This window comes from Streptomyces sp. NPDC127100 (assembly GCF_042724095.1).
In the GTDB taxonomy this organism is placed as follows: domain Bacteria; phylum Actinomycetota; class Actinomycetes; order Streptomycetales; family Streptomycetaceae; genus Streptomyces.
In genome coordinates, this window is record NZ_JBHXFL010000008.1 from 115,579 (window position 1) to 134,160 (window position 18,582).

16 protein-coding genes are annotated in these 18,582 nt (G+C 73.0%); 9 read left to right on the top strand and 7 right to left on the bottom strand.

Going from position 1 to position 18,582, the window contains the following annotated elements; genetic code table 11:
• Window positions 1–47: 47 nt before the first annotated feature.
• Window positions 48–836 carry a TetR/AcrR family transcriptional regulator gene (locus ACFWJB_RS11585; RefSeq protein WP_385458287.1) on the top strand — a complete coding sequence of 263 codons (789 nt, stop codon included), beginning with the start codon at window positions 48–50 and terminating at the stop codon, window positions 834–836.
• Here ACFWJB_RS11585 and ACFWJB_RS11590 read toward each other — a convergent pair.
• Window positions 810–1,793 carry a WD40 repeat domain-containing protein gene (locus ACFWJB_RS11590; RefSeq protein WP_386921835.1) on the bottom strand — a complete coding sequence of 328 codons (984 nt, stop codon included), beginning with the start codon at window positions 1,791–1,793 and terminating at the stop codon, window positions 810–812. The genes ACFWJB_RS11585 and ACFWJB_RS11590 overlap by 27 nt on opposite strands.
• Window positions 1,794–1,893: 100 nt before the next feature.
• On the opposite strand from ACFWJB_RS11590, the gene ACFWJB_RS11595 reads away from it, so the two are divergent.
• The 3 genes from ACFWJB_RS11595 (at window position 1,894) to ACFWJB_RS11605 (ending at window position 4,303) form a co-directional block, all read left to right on the top strand.
• A complete protein-coding gene (locus tag ACFWJB_RS11595) occupies window positions 1,894–2,574 on the top strand; it encodes a GDSL-type esterase/lipase family protein (protein WP_386921837.1) in 681 nt (226 codons plus the stop codon).
• Window positions 2,575–2,675: 101 nt separating this feature from the next.
• A complete protein-coding gene (locus ACFWJB_RS11600) occupies window positions 2,676–3,263 on the top strand; it encodes a Uma2 family endonuclease (protein WP_385458290.1) in 588 nt (195 codons plus the stop codon).
• Between the two features lie 47 nt (window positions 3,264–3,310).
• On the top strand, window positions 3,311–4,303 hold the full coding sequence (locus tag ACFWJB_RS11605; RefSeq protein WP_385458291.1) for an aldo/keto reductase: 993 nt from the start codon (window positions 3,311–3,313) through the stop codon (window positions 4,301–4,303).
• A 127-nt stretch (window positions 4,304–4,430) separates the two neighbouring features.
• On the opposite strand, the gene thpR is transcribed toward ACFWJB_RS11605, so the two are convergent.
• The 3 genes from thpR to ACFWJB_RS11620 are packed head-to-tail and all read right to left on the bottom strand — an operon-like array spanning window position 4,431 to window position 6,852.
• On the bottom strand, window positions 4,431–5,003 hold the full coding sequence (thpR, locus tag ACFWJB_RS11610) for an RNA 2',3'-cyclic phosphodiesterase (protein ID WP_385458292.1): 573 nt from the start codon (window positions 5,001–5,003) through the stop codon (window positions 4,431–4,433).
• Window positions 5,004–5,024: 21 nt separating this feature from the next.
• The gene (locus tag ACFWJB_RS11615) at window positions 5,025–6,389 is read right to left on the bottom strand and encodes an MFS transporter (RefSeq protein ID WP_385458293.1); all 1,365 of its coding nucleotides are present in this window, start codon (window positions 6,387–6,389) and stop codon (window positions 5,025–5,027) included.
• Between the two features lie 25 nt (window positions 6,390–6,414).
• Complete coding sequence (locus ACFWJB_RS11620; protein ID WP_351014225.1) at window positions 6,415–6,852, bottom strand: MarR family transcriptional regulator; 438 nt, start codon at window positions 6,850–6,852, stop codon at window positions 6,415–6,417.
• Between the two features lie 156 nt (window positions 6,853–7,008).
• On the opposite strand from ACFWJB_RS11620, the gene ACFWJB_RS11625 reads away from it, so the two are divergent.
• The gene (locus tag ACFWJB_RS11625) at window positions 7,009–7,191 is read left to right on the top strand and encodes a ribbon-helix-helix protein, CopG family (protein WP_362101560.1); all 183 of its coding nucleotides are present in this window, start codon (window positions 7,009–7,011) and stop codon (window positions 7,189–7,191) included.
• 10 nt (window positions 7,192–7,201) lie between these two features.
• Here the strand turns inward: ACFWJB_RS11625 and ACFWJB_RS11630 are convergent, their stop codons facing one another.
• A complete protein-coding gene (locus ACFWJB_RS11630) occupies window positions 7,202–8,659 on the bottom strand; it encodes an NCS2 family permease (protein WP_385458353.1) in 1,458 nt (485 codons plus the stop codon).
• Window positions 8,660–8,860: 201 nt separating this feature from the next.
• Between ACFWJB_RS11630 and ACFWJB_RS11635 the strand changes: the two genes are divergently transcribed.
• Both ACFWJB_RS11635 and ACFWJB_RS11640 read left to right on the top strand, forming a co-directional pair.
• Entirely contained in the window at window positions 8,861–9,130 is a 270-nt protein-coding gene (locus ACFWJB_RS11635) for a DUF2530 domain-containing protein (protein WP_385458294.1), read from the top strand.
• Window positions 9,131–9,229: 99 nt separating this feature from the next.
• Complete coding sequence (locus ACFWJB_RS11640; protein ID WP_386921841.1) at window positions 9,230–11,632, top strand: HAD-IC family P-type ATPase; 2,403 nt, start codon at window positions 9,230–9,232, stop codon at window positions 11,630–11,632.
• Window positions 11,633–11,755: 123 nt separating this feature from the next.
• Here the strand turns inward: ACFWJB_RS11640 and ACFWJB_RS11645 are convergent, their stop codons facing one another.
• Window positions 11,756–14,968, bottom strand: coding sequence for a sacsin N-terminal ATP-binding-like domain-containing protein (locus ACFWJB_RS11645; RefSeq protein ID WP_386921843.1), 3,213 nt, complete (start codon window positions 14,966–14,968; stop codon window positions 11,756–11,758).
• A 326-nt stretch (window positions 14,969–15,294) separates the two neighbouring features.
• Window positions 15,295–16,221, bottom strand: coding sequence for a DUF3027 domain-containing protein (locus ACFWJB_RS11650; protein WP_385458297.1), 927 nt, complete (start codon window positions 16,219–16,221; stop codon window positions 15,295–15,297).
• A 399-nt stretch (window positions 16,222–16,620) separates the two neighbouring features.
• Here ACFWJB_RS11650 and ACFWJB_RS11655 point away from each other — a divergent pair, with 399 nt between their 5' ends.
• Window positions 16,621–18,003, top strand: coding sequence for an MFS transporter (locus ACFWJB_RS11655; protein ID WP_385458298.1), 1,383 nt, complete (start codon window positions 16,621–16,623; stop codon window positions 18,001–18,003).
• A 58-nt stretch (window positions 18,004–18,061) separates the two neighbouring features.
• Window positions 18,062–18,574 carry a DUF2771 domain-containing protein gene (locus ACFWJB_RS11660; protein ID WP_385458299.1) on the top strand — a complete coding sequence of 171 codons (513 nt, stop codon included), beginning with the start codon at window positions 18,062–18,064 and terminating at the stop codon, window positions 18,572–18,574.
• The last annotated feature ends 8 nt before the right edge of the window (window positions 18,575–18,582 follow it).

An 18,582-nucleotide genomic window follows, 5' to 3' on the forward strand; every position in this document is an offset into this window, starting at 1 on the left:
ACGCGTACACCGTACCCAATTTTCTGGCGCGGATTTAGACTGACCCCATGGCAAGCGGTACGGAGACCAGCGGCAGCGGCGACATCGGCCGCACCCTCGAACTGTTGTGGGACACCGGCCGGCGCCCCAGCCGAGGCCCCAGGCCGGGCCTGACGCTGGAGCGGATCGTGGAGGCCGCCGTCGAGGTCGCCGACCGGGACGGACTGGGCGCGGTCTCGATGCGTCGGATCGCCACCGAGCTGGGCACCGGCACGATGTCCCTGTACCGCTACGTCCCCGGCAAGGGCGAGCTGATCGACCTGATGCTGGACCGCGTACAGCGCCCGTCCGAGGACCCGGCCGACCTCGGCGACGGCGGCTGGCGCTCGGCACTGGAGGCCCTCGGCCACGCCACACTCGCCCTCTACCGCCGCCACTCGTGGCTGCTGGAGGTCAACCAGTCCCGCCCGATCCTCGGCCCGTCAGCCCTGGACGGCATGGAGAAGGTGCTCGCCCGGATCAAGCCGATGGGGCTGACCGACCCCGAGCTGGTCTCGGTGATCATCATGATCGACGGGTACGTCGTCGGGGCCGCCCGGACGCAGGTGTACGAGCGGGAGGCGGAGCGCAGGTCCGGGCTGACGGACGCGCAGTTCTGGGCGGCCCAGGAGCCGGTGCTGGTGAAGGCCATGGCCAGCGGGCGCTACCCCGTGCTGGCCTCCCTGTCCGAGGACGCCTTCGGCACCGGCTTCGACCACTTCGAGTTCGGGCTCCGGCGCATCCTGGACGGGCTGGAGGTGCTGGTGGCCGCACGGCGGGCGGCGGACGTCTCAGCGGCGCCGGAACAGCCGGCGTAGGCCGAACAGCGCGGCGCACGCCACGAGCACGCCGACCGCGCCGACCTTGAGCGTGTCCCCGCCGGTGCCGTCCGCACCGGAGGCGCCGGACCCGCCGTCGCCGGACGAGGCGCCGTCCCCGCCCGACGAGCCGCCCCCGGGCGCGTCCTGGGCCCGCACCGGGCTGTTCTCGCCCTCCATGCCGAGCAGCAGCTTCTTGCCGTCGGCGGTGTAGGTGACCGACTCGCCCTGCCCCAGGGGCACGCTGATCCGCCCCTTGCGCTGGATCTTCCCGTCGTTCCAGGCGTACCAGATGCCCCCGAGATAGCCGCGCACGGCGAGCCGCTCGCCGTCCGGGGAGAACGCGGCGTCGGTGGCCCAGAGGTCGACGGGGACGGTGGGCCGGAAGACGTTGGTGCCGGAGGAGGACAGCTTCGCCGGGCCCTCGTACAGGTGCCCGCCGTCCTCGTTCTTGTCGATGATGTAGACGCGCCCGGTCTTCGGGTGGACGACCATCGACTCGGCGTCGCGGGCACCGTCCGCGTACTTCACTACGTACTGCGTGGCCTTGACCGTCTGGTCCTTCAGTTCCTTCGGCTCGGGCAGCTCGTAGATCCACACGTACGGCCAGGTGCCGCCGAGGTTGTCCCCGATGTCGCCGACGAAGATCCTGTTCCCGGGCCCGACCGCGATCGCCTCGACGTCCCGGGGCGTGCCCACGCCGGACAGCGCGACGCGCGCGACGGTCTCGCCGGTGGCGCCGTCCACGGCGTAGAGGTAGGGCCCGTTGTCCTGGTCGTTGTGCGTCCAGTAGACGCCGGGGTGCAGGCGGGAGGCGGCGAGGCCGCTGGACTCGGTGATGCGCGGGTCCTTGATGGTGAACCCGTCGCTCCCGTCGTCCCCGTCGGCGGCGACGGCCGGCACGGCGAACGCGCCCACGAGAAGGGCCGAGGCGAGGAGGGCGAGAGATCGGCGCATGCGCCAAGCCTGCCATCCCGCGCGGGTGTTCACCTTGACGGCCGTCCCGGGTGGCCGGGCTCACATCGCGCCGGCCAGGCGGATCGTCCATGATGAGCGGATGCTCAGGTTCATGTTCGTCGGTGACTCCATGACGATAGGGAGCGCCGGCGAACACACGTGGCGCCACCGGATGTGGCAGCACCTGCGTGACACGTACGGCCGCCCCTTCACCTTCGTCGGCCCCCGCGAGGCGCTGCACGACCCGTCGACGGACGCCCCCACCTCGTACACCTACGCCGACCCCGGCTTCCCCCGCGCCCACCTGGCCGGCTGGGGCGAGGGCTGGCACCACATGACGCCGCTGATCGGCGAGGCGGTGCGCGTCCACCGCGCGGACGTGCTCCTGGTCTCCCTGGGCCTGATAGACCTCGGCTTCTACACCAACCCCGAGCAGACCGCGGACAACGTCCGCGCCTTCGTGGCCGGGGCCCGGTCGGCGAACCCGCGCGTCCGCGTGGCCGTGATGCCGGTGCTGCACAACATCCGGGTGGACACCGACGCGCCCTTCGCCGACCAGGTCCACCGCTTCAACGAGCTCCTGGCCAAGACGGTCGCCGACCTCGACGCACCGGACTCCGCCCTCCTCCTCGTCCCCCCGCCGGCGTCGTACGACTTCCACACGGACACCTACGACGGCACCCACCCCAACGAGGACGGCGAGCACAAGATCGCGGGCGCGTTCGCGGAGGCGCTGCACGAGGAGTGGGGGCTGGGCGGGCCGTACTCCGGCGAGTCCTAGTCTGCTGACATATGCGCGGCCTGCCGTGACCTGACCTCCGTGCGTATCGTTGTACCGCGCGGCTGCTCCCGCCCGTGGGACAGCCGGGGAGGAGCGCCACGATGACCGTCCTTGAAGACAGGATCGCCATGGCCGACGCCAACACCCAGCGCCTGGACGAGTGGTTCGAGCGGCTGGAGCGGATGCCCGTCCCCGAAGGATTCAGGGTCGAGATCGTCGGGGGCAACGTCCACATGACACCGCAGCGGGACACGCACTGGGGGATCATCTTCCGCATCGCACGAGCCGTCGATGACAGGTTCGGCAAAGATGTCAAGATCTTCTCGGACGTCCGCATCGACTTCCCCGGCCATGAGAACGGCTTCTGCCCGGACGTCGCCAAACTCCGCGACGGAGCGGAGCGGGACGACACCGGCCACTGGCGCCACCAGGACGTCGAGTTCGTGGCCGAAGTCATCTCCCAGGGCACCGCCGCCAACGACTACGGCCCCAAGAAGCTCGCGTACGCCGCCGCCGAGGTCCCCCTTTACCTCATCGCCGACCCGTACCAGGGCAGGTGCCACATCTACACCCGTCCCAAGGACGGCGACTACACGACCGAGACCCGGGTCGCCTTCGGGCAGGACCTGGACCTCACCGACACCGTCCTCGGCCTCACGCTGCCCACCGCCGGGTTCCCCCGCGACTGAGCGGATCCGCTTGCCTGGAGCGCACTCCAAGCCGTTGGCTGGGGGCCATGAAGTACACGCAGCTCGGACGCACAGGACTCAAGGTCAGCCGGCTCGTCCTCGGCACCATGAACTTCGGTCCGCAGACCGACGAGGCCGACAGCCACGCGATCATGGACGCGGCGCTGGACGCGGGCATCAACTTCTTCGACACCGCCAACGTGTACGGCTGGGGCGAGAACAAGGGCCGCACCGAGGAGATCATCGGCAACTGGTTCGCCCAGGGCGGCGACCGGCGCGACAAGGTCGTCATCGCCACCAAGGTGTACGGCAACATGGGCGCCGACGGCGAGGCGTGGCCCAACCACGACAAGCTGTCCGCCGTGAACATCCGCCGGGCCGTCGACGCCAGCCTCAAGCGGCTCCGGACCGACCACATCGACCTGTACCAGTTCCACCACATCGACCGCGCCACCGGATTCGACGAGATCTGGCAGGCCGTCGACACGCTGGTCCAGCAGGGCAAGGTCCTCTACGCCGGCTCCTCGAACTTCCCCGGTTACAAGATCGCCCAGGCCAACGAGACCGCCGCCCGGCGCGGCGGCACCATCGGCCTGGTCAGCGAGCAGTGCCTCTACAACCTGGCCGAGCGCCGCGCCGAGATGGAGGTCATCCCGGCCGCGCAGGACTACGGCCTGGGAGTCATCCCGTGGTCGCCGCTGCACGGCGGGCTGCTGGGCGGGGTCATCAGGAAGCAGGCGGAGGGCGGACGGCGCGCCTCCGGGCGGGCGGCCGACACCCTGGCCGACCCGGCCTCGCGCGCTCAGATCCAGGCGTACGAGGACCTGCTCGACAAGCACGGCGTCGCACCCGGCGAGGCGGCGCTGGCCTGGCTGCTGACCCGGCCCGGCGTGACCGGCCCCATCGTGGGTCCGCGGACCGGCGAGCAGCTGGCGTCGGCGCTGCGCGCCGTGGAGCTGGAGCTCTCCGAGGAGCTGCTGAACGGGCTGGACGAGATCTTCCCGGGGCCGGGCCCCTCCCCGGAGGCCTTCGCCTGGTAGGCCGCGCGGGCACGCCGGCGGCGGCCTCGGCTAACCGAGCGCCGCCGCCACCGCCACGACGACGAACATCAGCACGAGCACACCGGCCATGATCCGGTTACGGGTCTTCGGGTCCACGCCCCCGAGCCTAACCGGCCGCGCCGAGCGGAGTGCGGGCGACCGTCTCGTAGCGGGGCTGCTCGCCGGGAACCCCGGACCTCGGCAGGTTGCTGCGCACCAGCGCCAGGTCCGTCACGGTCCAGGTGCGGCTGGTGAAACCGGCCAGCGCGTCGACATAGGGAGCCACGTCGAACGCCTCCCGGCCGCGGGCCAGTGTGAGGTGGGCCGTGTAGCGCCGGTGCTCCCCCATCGGGACGCCCGCCCGGCGCGCCGCCGACTCGGCACGCTCCGCGAGCAGACGCAGGGCGCCCAGGTCGCCCGCTCCCCCGGCCCACAGGGCCCGGCCGTGCCCGAAGTGGCCGCCGCCGCGCAGCGCCAGCTCGAACGGCGCGGTGCGGCGTGCGGCCCGCTCCAGGCGCGCGGACAGCTCCGGTACGACGTCCTCGCCGACCTCGCCGTAGAAGGCGAGCGTGAGGTGCCACCCCGGACGGCCGGTCCAGCGCAGCCCGTCCGCGCCGGGCAGCTTCCTGAGCGCGGCCACCTCGGCGGCGAGAGCGGCGACGACGTCCTCGGGCGGCAGCACGGCGGCGAAGAGTCTCATGCCGCCACCTTCCCAGACCTCCTACGCCGCCGGGGCCAGTTGCTCCCGGCGCTCGCGCGGCACGAACCGCACCTGCGGGTGTCCCCGGTGCCAGCCGACGGACAGGCGCAGGTTGCCGACGCGGGCCAGGACCAGGCCGACCACGGCCGCCGCGGTGGCCGCCACGGCGCCGCCCGCGGCGAAGCCCACCCGGGCGCCGTAGGTGTCGGTGACCCAGCCGACGATCGGGGCGCCGACCGGGGAACCGCCGAGGAAGACCATCATGTAGAGGGCCATGACGCGGCCCCGCATGGCCGGGTCGGTGGACATCTGGATGCTGGTGTTGGCGGTGACGTTGACCGTCATGCTGAAGACGCCGATCGGGACCATCAGCAGGGCGAACAGCCACAGCGACGGCGCCGACGCTGCGACGATCTCCAGGACGCCGAAGCCGAGGGCCGCCGCGATCAGCACCCGCAGCCGGGCCGTGCCGCGCCGGGCGGCGAGCAGCGCGCCGGCCAGGGAGCCGACGGCCATGAGGGTGTTGAACAGGCTGTACTCGCCGGCGCCCGCGTGGAAGACGTCGTCCGCGAAGGCGGACAGGAACACCGGGAAGTTGAAGCCGAAGGTGCCGATGAAGCCGACCAGGACGATGGTCCAGATCAGCTCGGGGCGCCCGGCGACGTAGTGCAGGCCCTCCCGGAGCTGTCCCTTGCCGCGCGGGGCGCGCTGCGCGACGTGCAGCTCGCGGGCCCGCATCAGCAGCAGGCAGCCCAGCGGCGCCACGAAGGACAGCCCGTTGGCGAGGAACGCCCAGCCGGTGCCCACGCCGGTGATCATCAGGCCCGCGACGGCGGGGCCGACCAGGCGGGCGGACTGGAAGTTGGCCGAGTTCAGGCTGACCGCGTTCTGGAGCTGGTCGCGGCCGACCAGCTCGGAGACGAAGGACTGGCGGGCGGGGTTGTCCATGACGGTGGCCAGGCCCATCGCGAAGGCCGCGACGTAGACGTGCCACACCTGGACGTGCCCGGTCAGGGTGAGCGCGGCGAGGGCGAGCGCGGTCAGGCCCATGGCGGACTGGGTGACCAGCAGCGTGGGCCGCTTGCGCAGGCGGTCGACGAGGACGCCGCCGTAGAGACCGAAGAGCAGCATCGGCAGGAACTGCAGGGCCGTCGTGATGCCGACGGCCGCGGAGGACCCGGTGAGGCTGAGCACCAGCCAGTCCTGGGCGATGCGCTGCATCCAGGTGCCGATGTTGGAGACGACCTGGCCCAGGAAGAACAGGCGGTAGTTGCGGACCCTCAGGGAGGCGAACATGGACGTCTTGTGCGGGGCCCCGGGGGCCTTGGACAGGGAGTCGTCGTGGTCAGGTGCGGGGACGGAAGCTGCTCCGGGTCCCGTACTCAAAGGGTCGCCTCCTCGCGATTGCTTTCTACAGGTGTGCGAGCTTCTCCAGCACGGGGGCCGCTGCGCGCAGCTTCGCCCACTCGTCCTCGTCGAGCCCCTCGACCAGCGCGGCCAGGAACGCGTTGCGCTTGCGGCGGCTCTCCTCGAGCATCACCACGGCCTGCTCGGTCTGCGTCACGACCTTCTGGCGCCGGTCCTCGGGGTGCGGCTCCAGCCGGACCAGCCCCTTGGCCTCCAGGAGCGCCACGATGCGGGTCATCGACGGCGGCTGGACGTGTTCCTTGCGGGCGAGCTCGCCCGGGGTCGCGCTGCCGCAGTTGGACAGGGTGCCGAGCACCGACATCTCGGTGGGGCTGAGCGACTCGTCGACCCGCTGGTGCTTGAGCCGACGGGAGAGCCGCATCACGGCGGAGCGCAGGGAGTTCACGGCGGCGGCATCGTCGCCATGCTTGAGGTCCGGCATGTTCCTTAGCCTAACTCATTAGGTTCGCGAAATACCAACGCTCACCCCGCCGGTTGCCCGTGACCCCCGCCACTGAAACCCGAGGGTCACCCGTACGAGTGAGCTATTTCCGGAAACCGTGGCATCACCCGGCGGGCGGGGGCGACCCTCGTGCGCATGGGGACCAGCGTGCTCAGCCTGCGGATGGACGGGGAGCTGCTCGAACGGCTCCGGCACCACGCGGCGAAAAGAGGAATGAGCGTCCAGGACTATGTCGTCCGGACGCTCATTCGGGATGACTTCGACGAGCGGTTCCAGTCCGCCGTCGAGGAGACGGAACGGTTCTACGGGGTGCCGTGACCCCGCGGGATCAGGTCAGGCCCAGGGCCGGCATCAGGTAGTAGAAGGCGAAGACCGCCGACACCGCGTACATCGCCACCGGCACGTCCCGGCCGCGGCCGACCGCCAGGCGCAGCACCGTGAAGGTGATGAAGCCCATGCCGATGCCGTTGGTGATCGAGTACGTGAACGGCATCATCAGCATCGTCACGAAGGCCGGGACGGCGACCGTGAAGTCGGCCCAGTCGATCTCCTTGATCGAGCCGGCCAGGATCAGGAAGCCGACCGCGACCAGCGCCGGGGTGGCCGCCTGCGACGGGACCATCGTGGCGACCGGCGTGAGGAACAGGGCCAGGGCGAACAGCCCGCCGCTGACGATGTTGGCGAAGCCGGTCCGGGCGCCCTCGCCGACGCCGGCCGTGGACTCCACGAAGCAGGTCGTGGCCGACGCCGAGGCGGCACCGCCCGCGGCGACCGCGACACCGTCCACGAACAGGACCTTGTTGATGCCCGGCATCTGGCCCTCGCCGTCGGTCAGCTTGGCCTCGTCGCTGACGGCCATGATCGTGCCCATGGCGTCGAAGAAGCAGGACAGCAGGACGGTGAAGACGAACAGGACGCCGGTCAGGACGCCGACCTTCCCGAACCCGCCGAACAGGCTGACCTGGCCGACCAGGCCGAAGTCGGGCGTGGAGACCGGGTTGCCGGGCCACTCCGGGGTGGTCAGGCCCCAGGACGGGATGTCCGCGACGGCGTTGATGATCATCGCGATGACGGTCATCACGACGATGGAGATCAGGATGGCGCCGGGGGTCCTGCGGACGATCAGCGCCAGCGTGAGCAGCACGCCGAGGACGAAGACCAGGACGGGCCAGCCGAGCAGGTGACCGCCCGTGCCCAGCTGGAGCGGGACGGTGGTCTGGGCGGCGTCCGGCATCCGGGTGACGAACCCGGAGTCGACGAGGCCGATGAGCATGATGAACAGGCCGATACCGATCGCGATGGCCTTGCGCAGACCGAACGGCACGGCGTTCATCACGCGCTCGCGCAGACCGGTGGCGACCAGCAGCATGACGACGAAACCGGCCAGCACCACCATGCCCATGGCGTCCGGCCAGGACATCCGCGGGGCGAGCTGGAGGGCGACGACCGAGTTCACGCCGAGACCGGCGGCGAGCGCGATCGGGACGTTGCCGATGACGCCCATGAGGAGCGTGGTGAACGCCGCCGTCAGGGCGGTCGCGGTGACCAGCTGGCCGTTGTCGAGCTGGTGGCCGTACATGTCCTTCGCGCTGCCCAGGATGATCGGGTTCAGCACGATGATGTAGGCCATCGCGAAGAAGGTGGCCAGACCGCCGCGGATCTCGCGGGACAGCGTGCTGCCGCGCTCGGAGATCCGGAAGTAGCGGTCGAGGGCGTTCTGCGGGGGTCGCCGGTCTTCGGGCGACTCGGGGGACGGGGGGACCTTGGCGGCGGCCGAGGCGGACATGCGAGACCTCATCACCAACAGGTTCCCCCACGGCCTTGTTGGCGTTTCCTACGAATGAAAGCGGTCAGAGACAAACGGATTCAGTATGAACGTATGAGCCCGAGATCGCTATCTCCGCGCGTAGACCCGTGCGGCGGCACCCGCCCTGCCGACCGGCCGCCGCCCCGCGAGGGCGCGCCGGCACCCTCGTAAGCTGTACGCATGGCGAAGTGGACACCTACGCATGAGGCGCCGGAGCCCCTTGAGGGCCCCGTGGTCGCGACCATCACCGGCGGCACCATCCTCTGGTTCGTCCTCTTCCTGGCCCAGCTGCCCTTCTACGGCTGGTTCGACGACCACGGGCACACCTGGTGGGTGTGGACCTGCCTGGCGGGCGGCGGGCTCGGCCTCATCGGCATCTGGTACGTCCGCCGGCGCGACGCCGCGATCAAGCGGGACACCGCGGCCCGCGAGGCCCGTCCCACCCCGTAGTACCACGGCAGCACACGGCGGCCGGGCTTCTCGTACCCAGGTCGGATCTTCCACCCATCCAGCGGGTGAAGCCCCAAAACCGCACGTACCGTCGAATGCATGACGCATATCGACGCGGGCGCCGCACTCGATCCCGCGCGCCCCGCTCCCCTGTCCTCGCCGGAGACGGGGCTGACGGCCGCCGAGGTCGCCGAGCGGGTCGCGCGCGGGCAGGTCAACGACATACCGGTGCGCAGCAGCCGCTCACTCGGCGAGATCGTCCGCGCCAACGTCCTCACCCGCTTCAACGCGATCATCGGCGTCCTGTGGGTGATCATGCTGATCGTGGCGCCGATCCAGGACAGCCTCTTCGGCTTCGTGATCCTCGCCAACACCGGCATCGGCATCGTCCAGGAGTGGCGGGCGAAGAAGACCCTCGACTCCCTGGCGCTGATCGGCGAGGTCAGACCGGACGTGCGCCGGGACGGGCGGACCACCCCGATCAGCACCTCGCTGATCGTGCTGGACGACGTCATCGAGATCGGCCCCGGGGACAAGGCCGTGGTCGACGGGGTGTGCGTCGAGGCCGACGGACTGGAGATCGACGAGTCGCTGCTGACCGGCGAGGCCGACCCGGTCGTCAAACGGCCCGGGGACCAGGTCCTGTCCGGCAGCTTCGTGGTCGCGGGCGGGGGTGCCTTCCGGGCGACCAGGGTGGGGCGCGAGGCCTACGCCGCCCAGCTCGCCGAGGAGGCGTCCCGCTTCACCCTCGTCCAGTCCGAGCTGCGCTCCGGCATCTCCACGATCCTGAAATACGTCACGTGGATGATGGTCCCGACCGCGATCGGCCTGATCATCAGCCAGCTGGTCACCAAGGACGACGCCTTCAAGGACTCCGTCGCGCGGACCGTCGGCGGCATCGTGCCCATGGTCCCGGAGGGGCTGGTGCTGCTCACCTCCGTGGCCTTCGCGATCGGCGTCGTCCGGCTCGGCCGCAAGCAGTGCCTCGTCCAGGAGCTGCCCGCCATCGAGGGCCTCGCCCGCGTCGACACGGTCTGCCTGGACAAGACCGGCACGCTCACCGAGGGCGGCATGGACGTCACCGAGGTGCGCGCGCTCGGCGGCGCGGACGAGGAGTACGTCCGTACGGTGCTCGGCGCCCTCGGCGCGTCCGACCCGCGCCCGAACGCCTCCCTCCAGGCGATCATCGACGCCTCCCCGGCCACCGGGGCCGCCGAGGGCTGGCGGTGCACCGACTCCCTGCCCTTCTCCTCCGCCCGCAAGTACGCCGGCGCCACCTTCGAGACGGCCGACGGCGCCTCCGGCACCTGGCTGCTGGGGGCTCCCGACGTGCTGCTGACCGAGGACGACCCCGCCCTCGCCGAGACCGGGCGGCTCAACGAGCAGGGCATGCGGGTGCTGCTGCTCGCCCGCGCCACCCGGGACCTCGAGGACGCCGAACCGGCCGAGGGCGCCGTGCCGACCGCGCTGGTCGTGCTGGAGCAGCGGCTGCGGCCGGACGCCGCCGACACCCTGCGCTACTTCGCCGACCAGGACGTGCGGGCCAAGGTCATCTCCGGGGACAACGCCGTCTCCGTCGGCGCGGTGGCCGCCAAGGTCGGGCTGTCCGGCAGCGCCGTCGACGCGCGCCGGCTGCCCGCCGACCGGGAGGCCATGGCCGGCGAGCTCGACGCGGGCACGGTGTTCGGCCGGGTCACCCCGCAGCAGAAGCGGGACATGGTGGGCGCCCTCCAGTCGCGCGGGCACACGGTCGCGATGACCGGCGACGGGGTGAACGACGTCCTGGCCCTGAAGGACGCCGACATCGGCGTGGCGATGGGTTCGGGCTCGGAGGCCACCCGGGCGGTCGCGCAGATCGTGCTGCTGAACAACAGCTTCGCCACCCTGCCCTCGGTGGTCGCCGAGGGCCGCCGGGTCATCGGCAACATCACGCGGGTCGCGACCCTGTTCCTGGTGAAGACGGTCTACTCGGTGCTGCTGGCGGTGCTGGTGGTGTGCTCACGCGTCGAGTACCCGTTCCTGCCCCGGCACCTGACCCTGCTGTCCACCCTCACCATCGGCGTCCCGGCCTTCTTCCTGGCCCTCGCCCCGAACACGGAGCGGGCCAGGCCGCACTTCGTACGGCGGGTGATGCGGTACGCCGTCCCGGGCGGGGTGGTGGCCGGGGCGGCGACCTTCGTGACGTACCTCGTCGCCCGGCACCACTACAGCGGGCCGGGGGCGCTGGACGCGGAGACCAGCGCGGCGACGCTGACGCTGTTCCTGGTCTCGATGTGGGTGCTGGCGATCGTCGCGCGGCCCTACACCTGGTGGCGGGTGCTGCTGGTCGCGGCGATGGGGCTGGCCTTCCTGGTGGTGCTGGTGGTGCCGTGGCTGCAGGACTTCTTCGCGCTGAAGTTGGTGGGCGTGACGATGCCGTGGACCGCCGTCGGCGTGGCGGTCGCCGGTGCGGGCCTGCTGGAAGTGGTGTGGAGGTGGGTGGACCGGCGTGTCCCCGGCTGACGGTGCGTCCGTGCCGGGGGGCGGCCGGTCCGTCGTTCACCGCGGCACCGTCGTGGCCGAGCGCGCCGTTCTCCGCGCCCCTTTCGGGGCGCGTGCCCGTCGTCCGTCGCAAGGCGCCGCGGGTCAGTCGAACCAGCGGTCCCGGGCCAGCTCCTCCGTGCGGGACGGGTCCTCCAGCAGGGCCGCGACCTCGAAGCGGCGGGGCCACTGGCCGGCCGCCCAGGCGAGGCCGGCGGCGACGCCCTCCAGGGTCGCGGCGTGCAGCACGCCGGCGGGCGTGAGGCGCCAGTCGATCTCCACGCCGTCGACCACGAGCTCCTCGTGCTCCACGTACGACGCCGGGGTCCGCGCCCCGAGCAGCACCCGCACCGGCTCCGGCACGTCGTGCTCGGTGCCCTCGGAGTGCACCTCGCCGGTGACGGACTCGCTCAGCCGCCGCACCTGGAACAGCTCCGCCAGCTCGGCGGCCAGCACCGGCCGTACCGGCAGCAGGGGCACGCCGGACGTGAAGGGCAGCAGGTCGGGCGAGTCGACCACGACGGCGTCGGCGGCGTCCACCACCTCGACGCGGCCGTCGCGGACGGCGCGCAGGTCGTCCGGCAGGGTGACCTGCTCGGGGTCCAGCCCGGCCAGCGCCCCGTACAGGGCGTGCAGCTGGGCCGCCGTGACCGGGCGGTCGGGGTCGGCGAGGCGGTCCAGCAGCTCGGCCGCGCCGCCGGGCTCGTCGAGCAGGGCGGCCACCGAGGTGCGCACACCCAGCGCCCGCAGCACCTGCTCGTCCTCGAAGCCGGTCGCGTCCGCCTCGTCGTACAGGCCCCGCAGGAGGGGGTCGCCGCCGGCCGCGCGCAGTCCGGCCGGGCGCCGGCCGCCGAGCACCGGGTGCCCGCGCAGCCACCACGCGGTGTACGGCCGTACGACCTCGTGGGTGCCGTCGGGCAGCAGGACGCGCACCGGCTCGACCAGGGCGTCCCGCAGCGGCGGCCGCGACAGCAGGGCGAGGGCCCGGGGCCACTGGTCGTCGTCCACCAGGTCCAGGTCGCGCACGGCGACGATCTCGGTGGCGACCGGCGGGACGGGGCTGTCCGGGAAGCGGTCGAGGACGTCCTCGCTCCACACGTCCACGGCGTCCAGCAGACCCGCGTCGTCGGGCTCGGCGAAGTCTCCCTCACGGGGCTCCAGTTCGTCCGGGTCGAGGACGACGTCGGTGGCGCGGACGAGGGCGAAGGTGACGAGGACGCCGCAGGCGGCGAGCGGTTCCGGGCCCCACTTCCGGGCCAGTTCCGCGTCCACGGCGGCGAGTTCGTCCTCGCGCATGACCTGGGCGAAGGGGCCGCCGGGGAAGACGAGTTCACCGGCCGGGGAGAGTTCGCCGTCCTCGTCGGGCAGCGCGAGCGCGCCGAGCCACGGCTCGTCGCCGGGGTCGAGGGCGGCGTCGCGGACCAGGCCGAGCACCGTGTCGGCGAGTTCCTCGGCGTCGAGGGCGTCGTCCTCCCAGTTCATGCCGCCCTCGTCGTCCAGGGAGGCGGCGACGGCGGCCCGGACCTGCGGGGTGGTCAGTACGGCCCGCGGGGTGGCGGGGAGGGCGCCGAGCTTCTCCAGGAGCGGGTGGGCTGCGTCCGGGTGGGCGACCTTGAGGCCGAGGCGGGTGAGGACCCCGGGCTCGACGGAGGCGGCGTCCGGGGAGGGCAGCAGCACCTGGCGGGGGCCGATGGTGGTCCGCCCGTCGGCCAGCGGCACCGGCAGCCCGGACAGCCGCTCCGGGTCGACCCCGGCGAGGCTGTCGTAGAGCCGCCGCCACCAGGCGGGGTCCTTCTCCAGTCCGGCCAGCCGGTCGACCGCGTCGGTCAGCGGCACCCGGGCCACGCCCAGCGTGCGCAGCTCGGGCCGGCGCTCCAGGCCGCCGGGCAGCAGGGTGGGCAGCACCTCGGCGAGCACGCGCACCGTCTCCGCGCCCGCGCCCTCGACCACCTCGGCGTCGCGGGGGCGCAGGGACTCGGCGAGATCACCGAGGCCGCCGTCGTGCGCCGGGTCACCGGGCGCCGGGGCGGGCAGCGCGTCGGCGTCCCCGAGGTGGAGGGGCGCGGACAGGTCGCCGGCGTCCCCGGCGTGCGGTCCGGCGGCGGGCGGCAGGAAGGAGGTGCGCGGCAGCCGGCCGAGGATCGCCTGGCGCAGGGCGCCGTCCAGTTCGCCCTTGCCCAGCGGGCCGGGCACCAGGTCGAGGATGCCGGTGGTGACCGGGCGCCAGCCGGCGAGGAGGGCGGCGTAGGCGTCCGCCGCCCGCTGGGTCAGGAAGTCGGTCAGCGGTCCGGGCGCCGCGTGCCGGCGGGTCGAGTCCAGCGGGAAGGACGCGATGAGCAGGGCGGGCACACCGAGGGGTTCGTCGCTGGGGGTGGGGGCGTGCACGACGGGGCTGGTGCGGGGGCGGGCGGGTGCGCCGTCGGCGTCCACGGGGACGGCCCACGTCACGGACCAGTGGGGGCGCAGGCGCTCCTCGACCGGCCGGTCGGCGAGCAGGTCGGGCGTGAGCGGACCGTGCGCGACGGCCGTGCGCCAGCGGGTGACGCCCTCCCGGGAGTCCTCCACGACCGTGAGGGCGCCGTCGGCACCGCGGCGCAGCGTCCGGACGTCGTCCCCCGCCTCGATCACGACCTCCTCCAGGCCCGGCAGGGCGAGGAGCAGCGCGTCGTCCACGGCGTGCAGGAGCCGTTCGGCGAGATCGGCGGCGGCGGCGTCGCGCAGCGGCAGGATGACGGCCGTGTCGTACGGGTCGGGGGCGCTGCCCTCGGCGGGGAACGGCAGCCGCAGCAGCGGCACGTGACCGTCGCGGCGCCGGATCTCGTCGCCCAGGCCGGGGCTGTGCCGCGCGGTGTCGGCGGCCAGTCCCCGCGCCTCGGCGAGGGACCAGCGCACGCCGCCGTGCCGGCCGACGACGGCGGGTTCGTCGGTGACGGCGAGGACGGCGGCGAAGCCGACCCCGAACCGGCCGACCGCGCCCTCGCCGCCCTCCCGTTTGGCGGAGGCGCGCAGCGTGGACAGCGACTCGGCGCCGGCCGCGTCCAGCGGGGCGCCGGTGTTGGCGGCGACGAGGACGCCGTCGCGCAGGGTCAGCCGCAGCCGGCCGGGCACGCCCGCGCGGGCGGCGGCGTCGGCGGCGTTCTGGGCGAGCTCGACGACCAGCCGGTCGCGGTAGCCGCCGAGGACGAGGTCCTCCTCGGCGTTGGCGTCCTCACGGAACCGGGCGGGGCTCGTCGCCCAGGCGTCCAGCACCCCGCGCCGCAGGCGTGCCGTGGCGAAGGGGTCCGCACCCTCCTCGGCGGGCCGCACGAACATGCTCACGGTCACTCTCCTCTTCGACGGACCACGAAGGTACCGCGAGCACGCCCGTCCTCCGGCCGGACGTTCAGCGGCCGGACCACCGGCACCGTCCCACCCGGTCCCGGCGCCCGGCGACCGAGTACCGGCGGTCGCCGCCTTCCAACCCCTCCGGCATCCGCCGCCCGGTGAGGGACGGCGCCCTCACCCGATCCGGGCGTGATCGTCCGGTCCGACCCGTGTGCGAGGACTGCTAGGACGGTGGCGCCGCGCACGCACCCGGCGCGACGGCGGTGCCAGGGGGCGTCCGACACATGAGCGCGACGCCGCGGGCATGTGTCAGACACCCCCTAGGAGTGCCCGAGGTCCGCCGACGCCTCGTCCCCGGTCACCGGCACCGACCCGGAGTCCGGCGCGGGGCGCAGCGGGAACGGGTCGATCCGCGTCTCGTCGATCACCGGCGGAGCCGGCTGCGGGGTCTTCGGCATCACCGCGGCCTCGGAGTGACCGCCGCAGCCGTAGGCCAGGGACACGACCCGGCCGTCCGCCGGGGAGAACTCGTTGGCACACACGCCGAAGGCCTGGCCCAGCGAGCCGCCGATGCGGGCGAGGAAGCCGCAGGAGGCGCAGGAGGCGGGCGCGGCCTGGGCCATCGCGGTCTTGGGCCCGAAGGCGTCCTCCCACCGGTCGGCGGCGACGTGCAGGCCGTAGCGGGAGAGCACCCGCGCCCGGCGCAGGCCCAGTTCCTCGGCGACGGCCGCGATCGTGCCGCGGGCCGGGGTGGTCGTCAGCTCCGCGGGGGGCCCGGCCGTGACCTCGGCGTCCTCCGCCTCGACCAGGTCGGCCATCTCGTGGGAGACCACCGAGTTGGGCGGCGGCTCGTCCTCGCCGGTCCAGCCCGGCTCCAGCCGCAGGTCCTCCGCGTCGGTGGGCAGCAGGTCGCCGGGGCCCATGTCGCCGGGTCGCAGCCGCTCGCTCCACGGCACCCACTCGGGGGCGAGGAGGGCGTCCGGGCCGGGCAGCAGCACCGCCTCGTCCACGGTCACGATCTTCGCCCGGGAGGCGCGGGCCACGGTGACGGCCCAGCGCCAGCCGCGGTAGCCGAGCTCCTTGGCGGCGAAGTAGTGGGTGACGACCCGGTCACCCTCGGACACGAGCCCCTCGTGCTCGCCGACGACGCCGGGGGCGGCGGCCTCCTCGGCTGCGGCGCGGGCGAGGTCGACGGCCTCGGCGCACAGGCGGTCAGGGGTGCGGCTTCGCGTTGTCGCTGCGCTCACAGGTATCGCTTCTCTCCATACGCCGTCTCACGAGTGCGCCGCTGCCTGCGAGGGGCGGACGGAGCGGACCTGTGGACCGCGTCGACGTCCGCGCCCGATCGCGCTCGGGCACACCTACGTCATCCATTCTGCGGTATGCACGTAAGGCGCGCGGCCGAGAACGTCGCCACGGCGCGCTAGGCACGCTACCTGCTCACGTGCGCTGGGCCTACACCGACGGGAGTTTCGGCCGGGGCGCGATCCCGCTCCGGCGCGCTCCCGCCCCCGTCCGGGCCACGGCGAACCCGGTGCCGGAACGGCGCCGGACCCGGTCCCGGACCGGGTGCGTCACCCGACCCGATCAGCGCCATGCGTGCCGTAACGGCGCTAGACCCCGGGCTCACGGGGCACTATGACGGGGTGGCAGCCGCACGGACGGAGTTCAAGGGCGGAAGCCGGGGACGAGGTCCCGGCTGGCTCCGCGCGGTCGGCCGTGCCCTGCGCCGGCCGGTGACCGGGACGGTGCGCGGCATCCGCCGGGCGACGCACGCGCACGGCGCCGGCGAGTCCGGCCTCGGCAAGCTGATCGAGCTGCACGGGGTGAACGGCGCGGGCGACGTCATGATCACCGTGGCCCTCGCCTCCACCGTGTTCTTCTCCGTGCCGACGGACGAGGCGCGGGGCCGGGTCGCGCTCTACCTCGCCATCACCATGGCCCCGTTCACCCTCCTCGCCCCCGTCATCGGCCCGCTCCTGGACCGCGTCCCGCACGGCCGGCGCGCGGCCATGGCGACGGCGATGGGCGCCCGCGCGCTGCTCGCGCTGGTGCTGTCCGGGGCGGTGATCACCGGCAGCATCGAGATGTACCCGGCGGCGCTCTGCGTGCTGGTCGCCTCCAAGGCGTACGGCGTGGTCAGAAGCGCCGTGGTGCCCCGGCTGCTGCCACCCCGGTTCTCCCTGGTGAAGGCCAACTCCCGGGTGACGCTGTGCGGGCTGCTCGCCACCGGCGTGGCCGCGCCGATCGCGGCGGGACTCCAGCACCTGGGACCGCGCTGGCCGCTGTACGGCGCGTTCGTGATCTTCGTCGCGGGGACCTTCCTGTCCTTCACCCTGCCGCGGAAGGTGGACTCGGCGCGCGGAGAGGACCGGGCCCTGCTCGCCGCGGACGAGCGGCACCTGCACGGGCCGCGCCGCGGCAAGCGCCCCGGGCTGCGCACGGTGGGCCCGGCGGTCACCCACGCACTGGCCGCCAACGCCGCCATCCGCTGCCTGACCGGCTTCCTGATCTTCTTCCTGGCGTTCCTGCTGCGCGTCCATCCGATGACGGGACAGAGCGCGGCGGTGTCGCTCGGCATCGTGGGCGTCGCGGCCGGGGCGGGCAACGCGCTGGGCACGGCGGTCGGGGCGTGGCTGCGGTCCCGGGCACCGGAGATCATCATCGTGACGGTCGTCGCGATCGTGCTGGGCGCGGCGGTGACGGCCGCGGTGTTCTTCGGCGCGGTACTGGTGGCGTGCCTGGCCGCGGTGGCCGGTTTCGCCCAGGCGCTGGCCAAGCTGTCCCTGGACGCGCTGATCCAGCGGGACGTGCCCGAGCAGGTCCGCACGTCGGCGTTCGCCCGCTCGGAGACGCTGCTCCAGGTCGCCTGGGTGCTCGGCGGGGCGGTGGGCATCGCGATGCCGCTGAACGGCACGCTGGGCCTGTCGGTGGCCGCCGCGATCGTCGCCGCCGGATGGCTGACCACCGTACGGGGGTTGATCGGTTCGGCCCGGCACGGCGGCACCGCGCGGGCCAGGGTGGCGTGACCACGCCACGCCGTACCCAGGTGGGGGGACCGCCGGAGCCGCAATATAGCCTTCGTCCATGACCACGTTGCCCCGCGGCGCAGCCGCCATCGGACACCGCGTTGTGCGACGCCGCCGTGCCGTCGCCGCCGCCGGTGCCGTATCCGCCGGACTGCTCCTGCTGTCCGCCTGTGACGAGCCGACCGCCATCTCCACGATCACGGTCGGCAGTGACTCGGTCAGCTCCGAGGCCACCTGCGGAGGAGAGGACAAGGCCCTCTCCGACGACGAGATCAACAAGTGCCTGAAGGACCCGGACGCCAAGTCCATCAGCGTCGACCAGGACGAGACCGTCCGCTTTGGTGTCGACCCGGAGATCGCCGACGACCACTGGACGATCCTGATGAACGGGCAGCAGCTGGTCGAGGACAGCAAGAAGACCTACCGCACCATCCCCGGCAGCGTCTTCTTCAACGCCCAGTACGGCGCCCAGGGCAACTCGACGAACGTCGCCATCGCGGCCCGCGACGGCAAGGACGGCAGCCAGAAGATCACCGGCGTGTGGGTCTTCAAGCTGAAGAAGGACGACTGACCACGTCC

Bases quoted from the DNA above. Each gene is read 5' to 3' on its own strand.
- ACFWJB_RS11585 (WP_385458287.1), top strand. From the start codon at position 48: ATGGCAAGCGGTACGGAGACCAGCGGCAGCGGCGACATCGGCCGCACC.
- thpR (WP_385458292.1), bottom strand. From the start codon at position 5,003: ATGAGACTCTTCGCCGCCGTGCTGCCGCCCGAGGACGTCGTCGCCGCT.
- ACFWJB_RS11590 (WP_386921835.1), bottom strand. From the start codon at position 1,793: ATGCGCCGATCTCTCGCCCTCCTCGCCTCGGCCCTTCTCGTGGGCGCG.
- ACFWJB_RS11595 (WP_386921837.1), top strand. From the start codon at position 1,894: ATGCTCAGGTTCATGTTCGTCGGTGACTCCATGACGATAGGGAGCGCC.
- ACFWJB_RS11605 (WP_385458291.1), top strand. From the start codon at position 3,311: ATGAAGTACACGCAGCTCGGACGCACAGGACTCAAGGTCAGCCGGCTC.
- ACFWJB_RS11620 (WP_351014225.1), bottom strand. From the start codon at position 6,852: ATGCCGGACCTCAAGCATGGCGACGATGCCGCCGCCGTGAACTCCCTG.
- ACFWJB_RS11660 (WP_385458299.1), top strand. From the start codon at position 18,062: ATGACCACGTTGCCCCGCGGCGCAGCCGCCATCGGACACCGCGTTGTG.
- ACFWJB_RS11625 (WP_362101560.1), top strand. From the start codon at position 7,009: ATGGGGACCAGCGTGCTCAGCCTGCGGATGGACGGGGAGCTGCTCGAA.
- ACFWJB_RS11630 (WP_385458353.1), bottom strand. From the start codon at position 8,659: ATGTCCGCCTCGGCCGCCGCCAAGGTCCCCCCGTCCCCCGAGTCGCCC.
- ACFWJB_RS11640 (WP_386921841.1), top strand. From the start codon at position 9,230: ATGACGCATATCGACGCGGGCGCCGCACTCGATCCCGCGCGCCCCGCT.
- ACFWJB_RS11600 (WP_385458290.1), top strand. From the start codon at position 2,676: ATGACCGTCCTTGAAGACAGGATCGCCATGGCCGACGCCAACACCCAG.
- ACFWJB_RS11635 (WP_385458294.1), top strand. From the start codon at position 8,861: ATGGCGAAGTGGACACCTACGCATGAGGCGCCGGAGCCCCTTGAGGGC.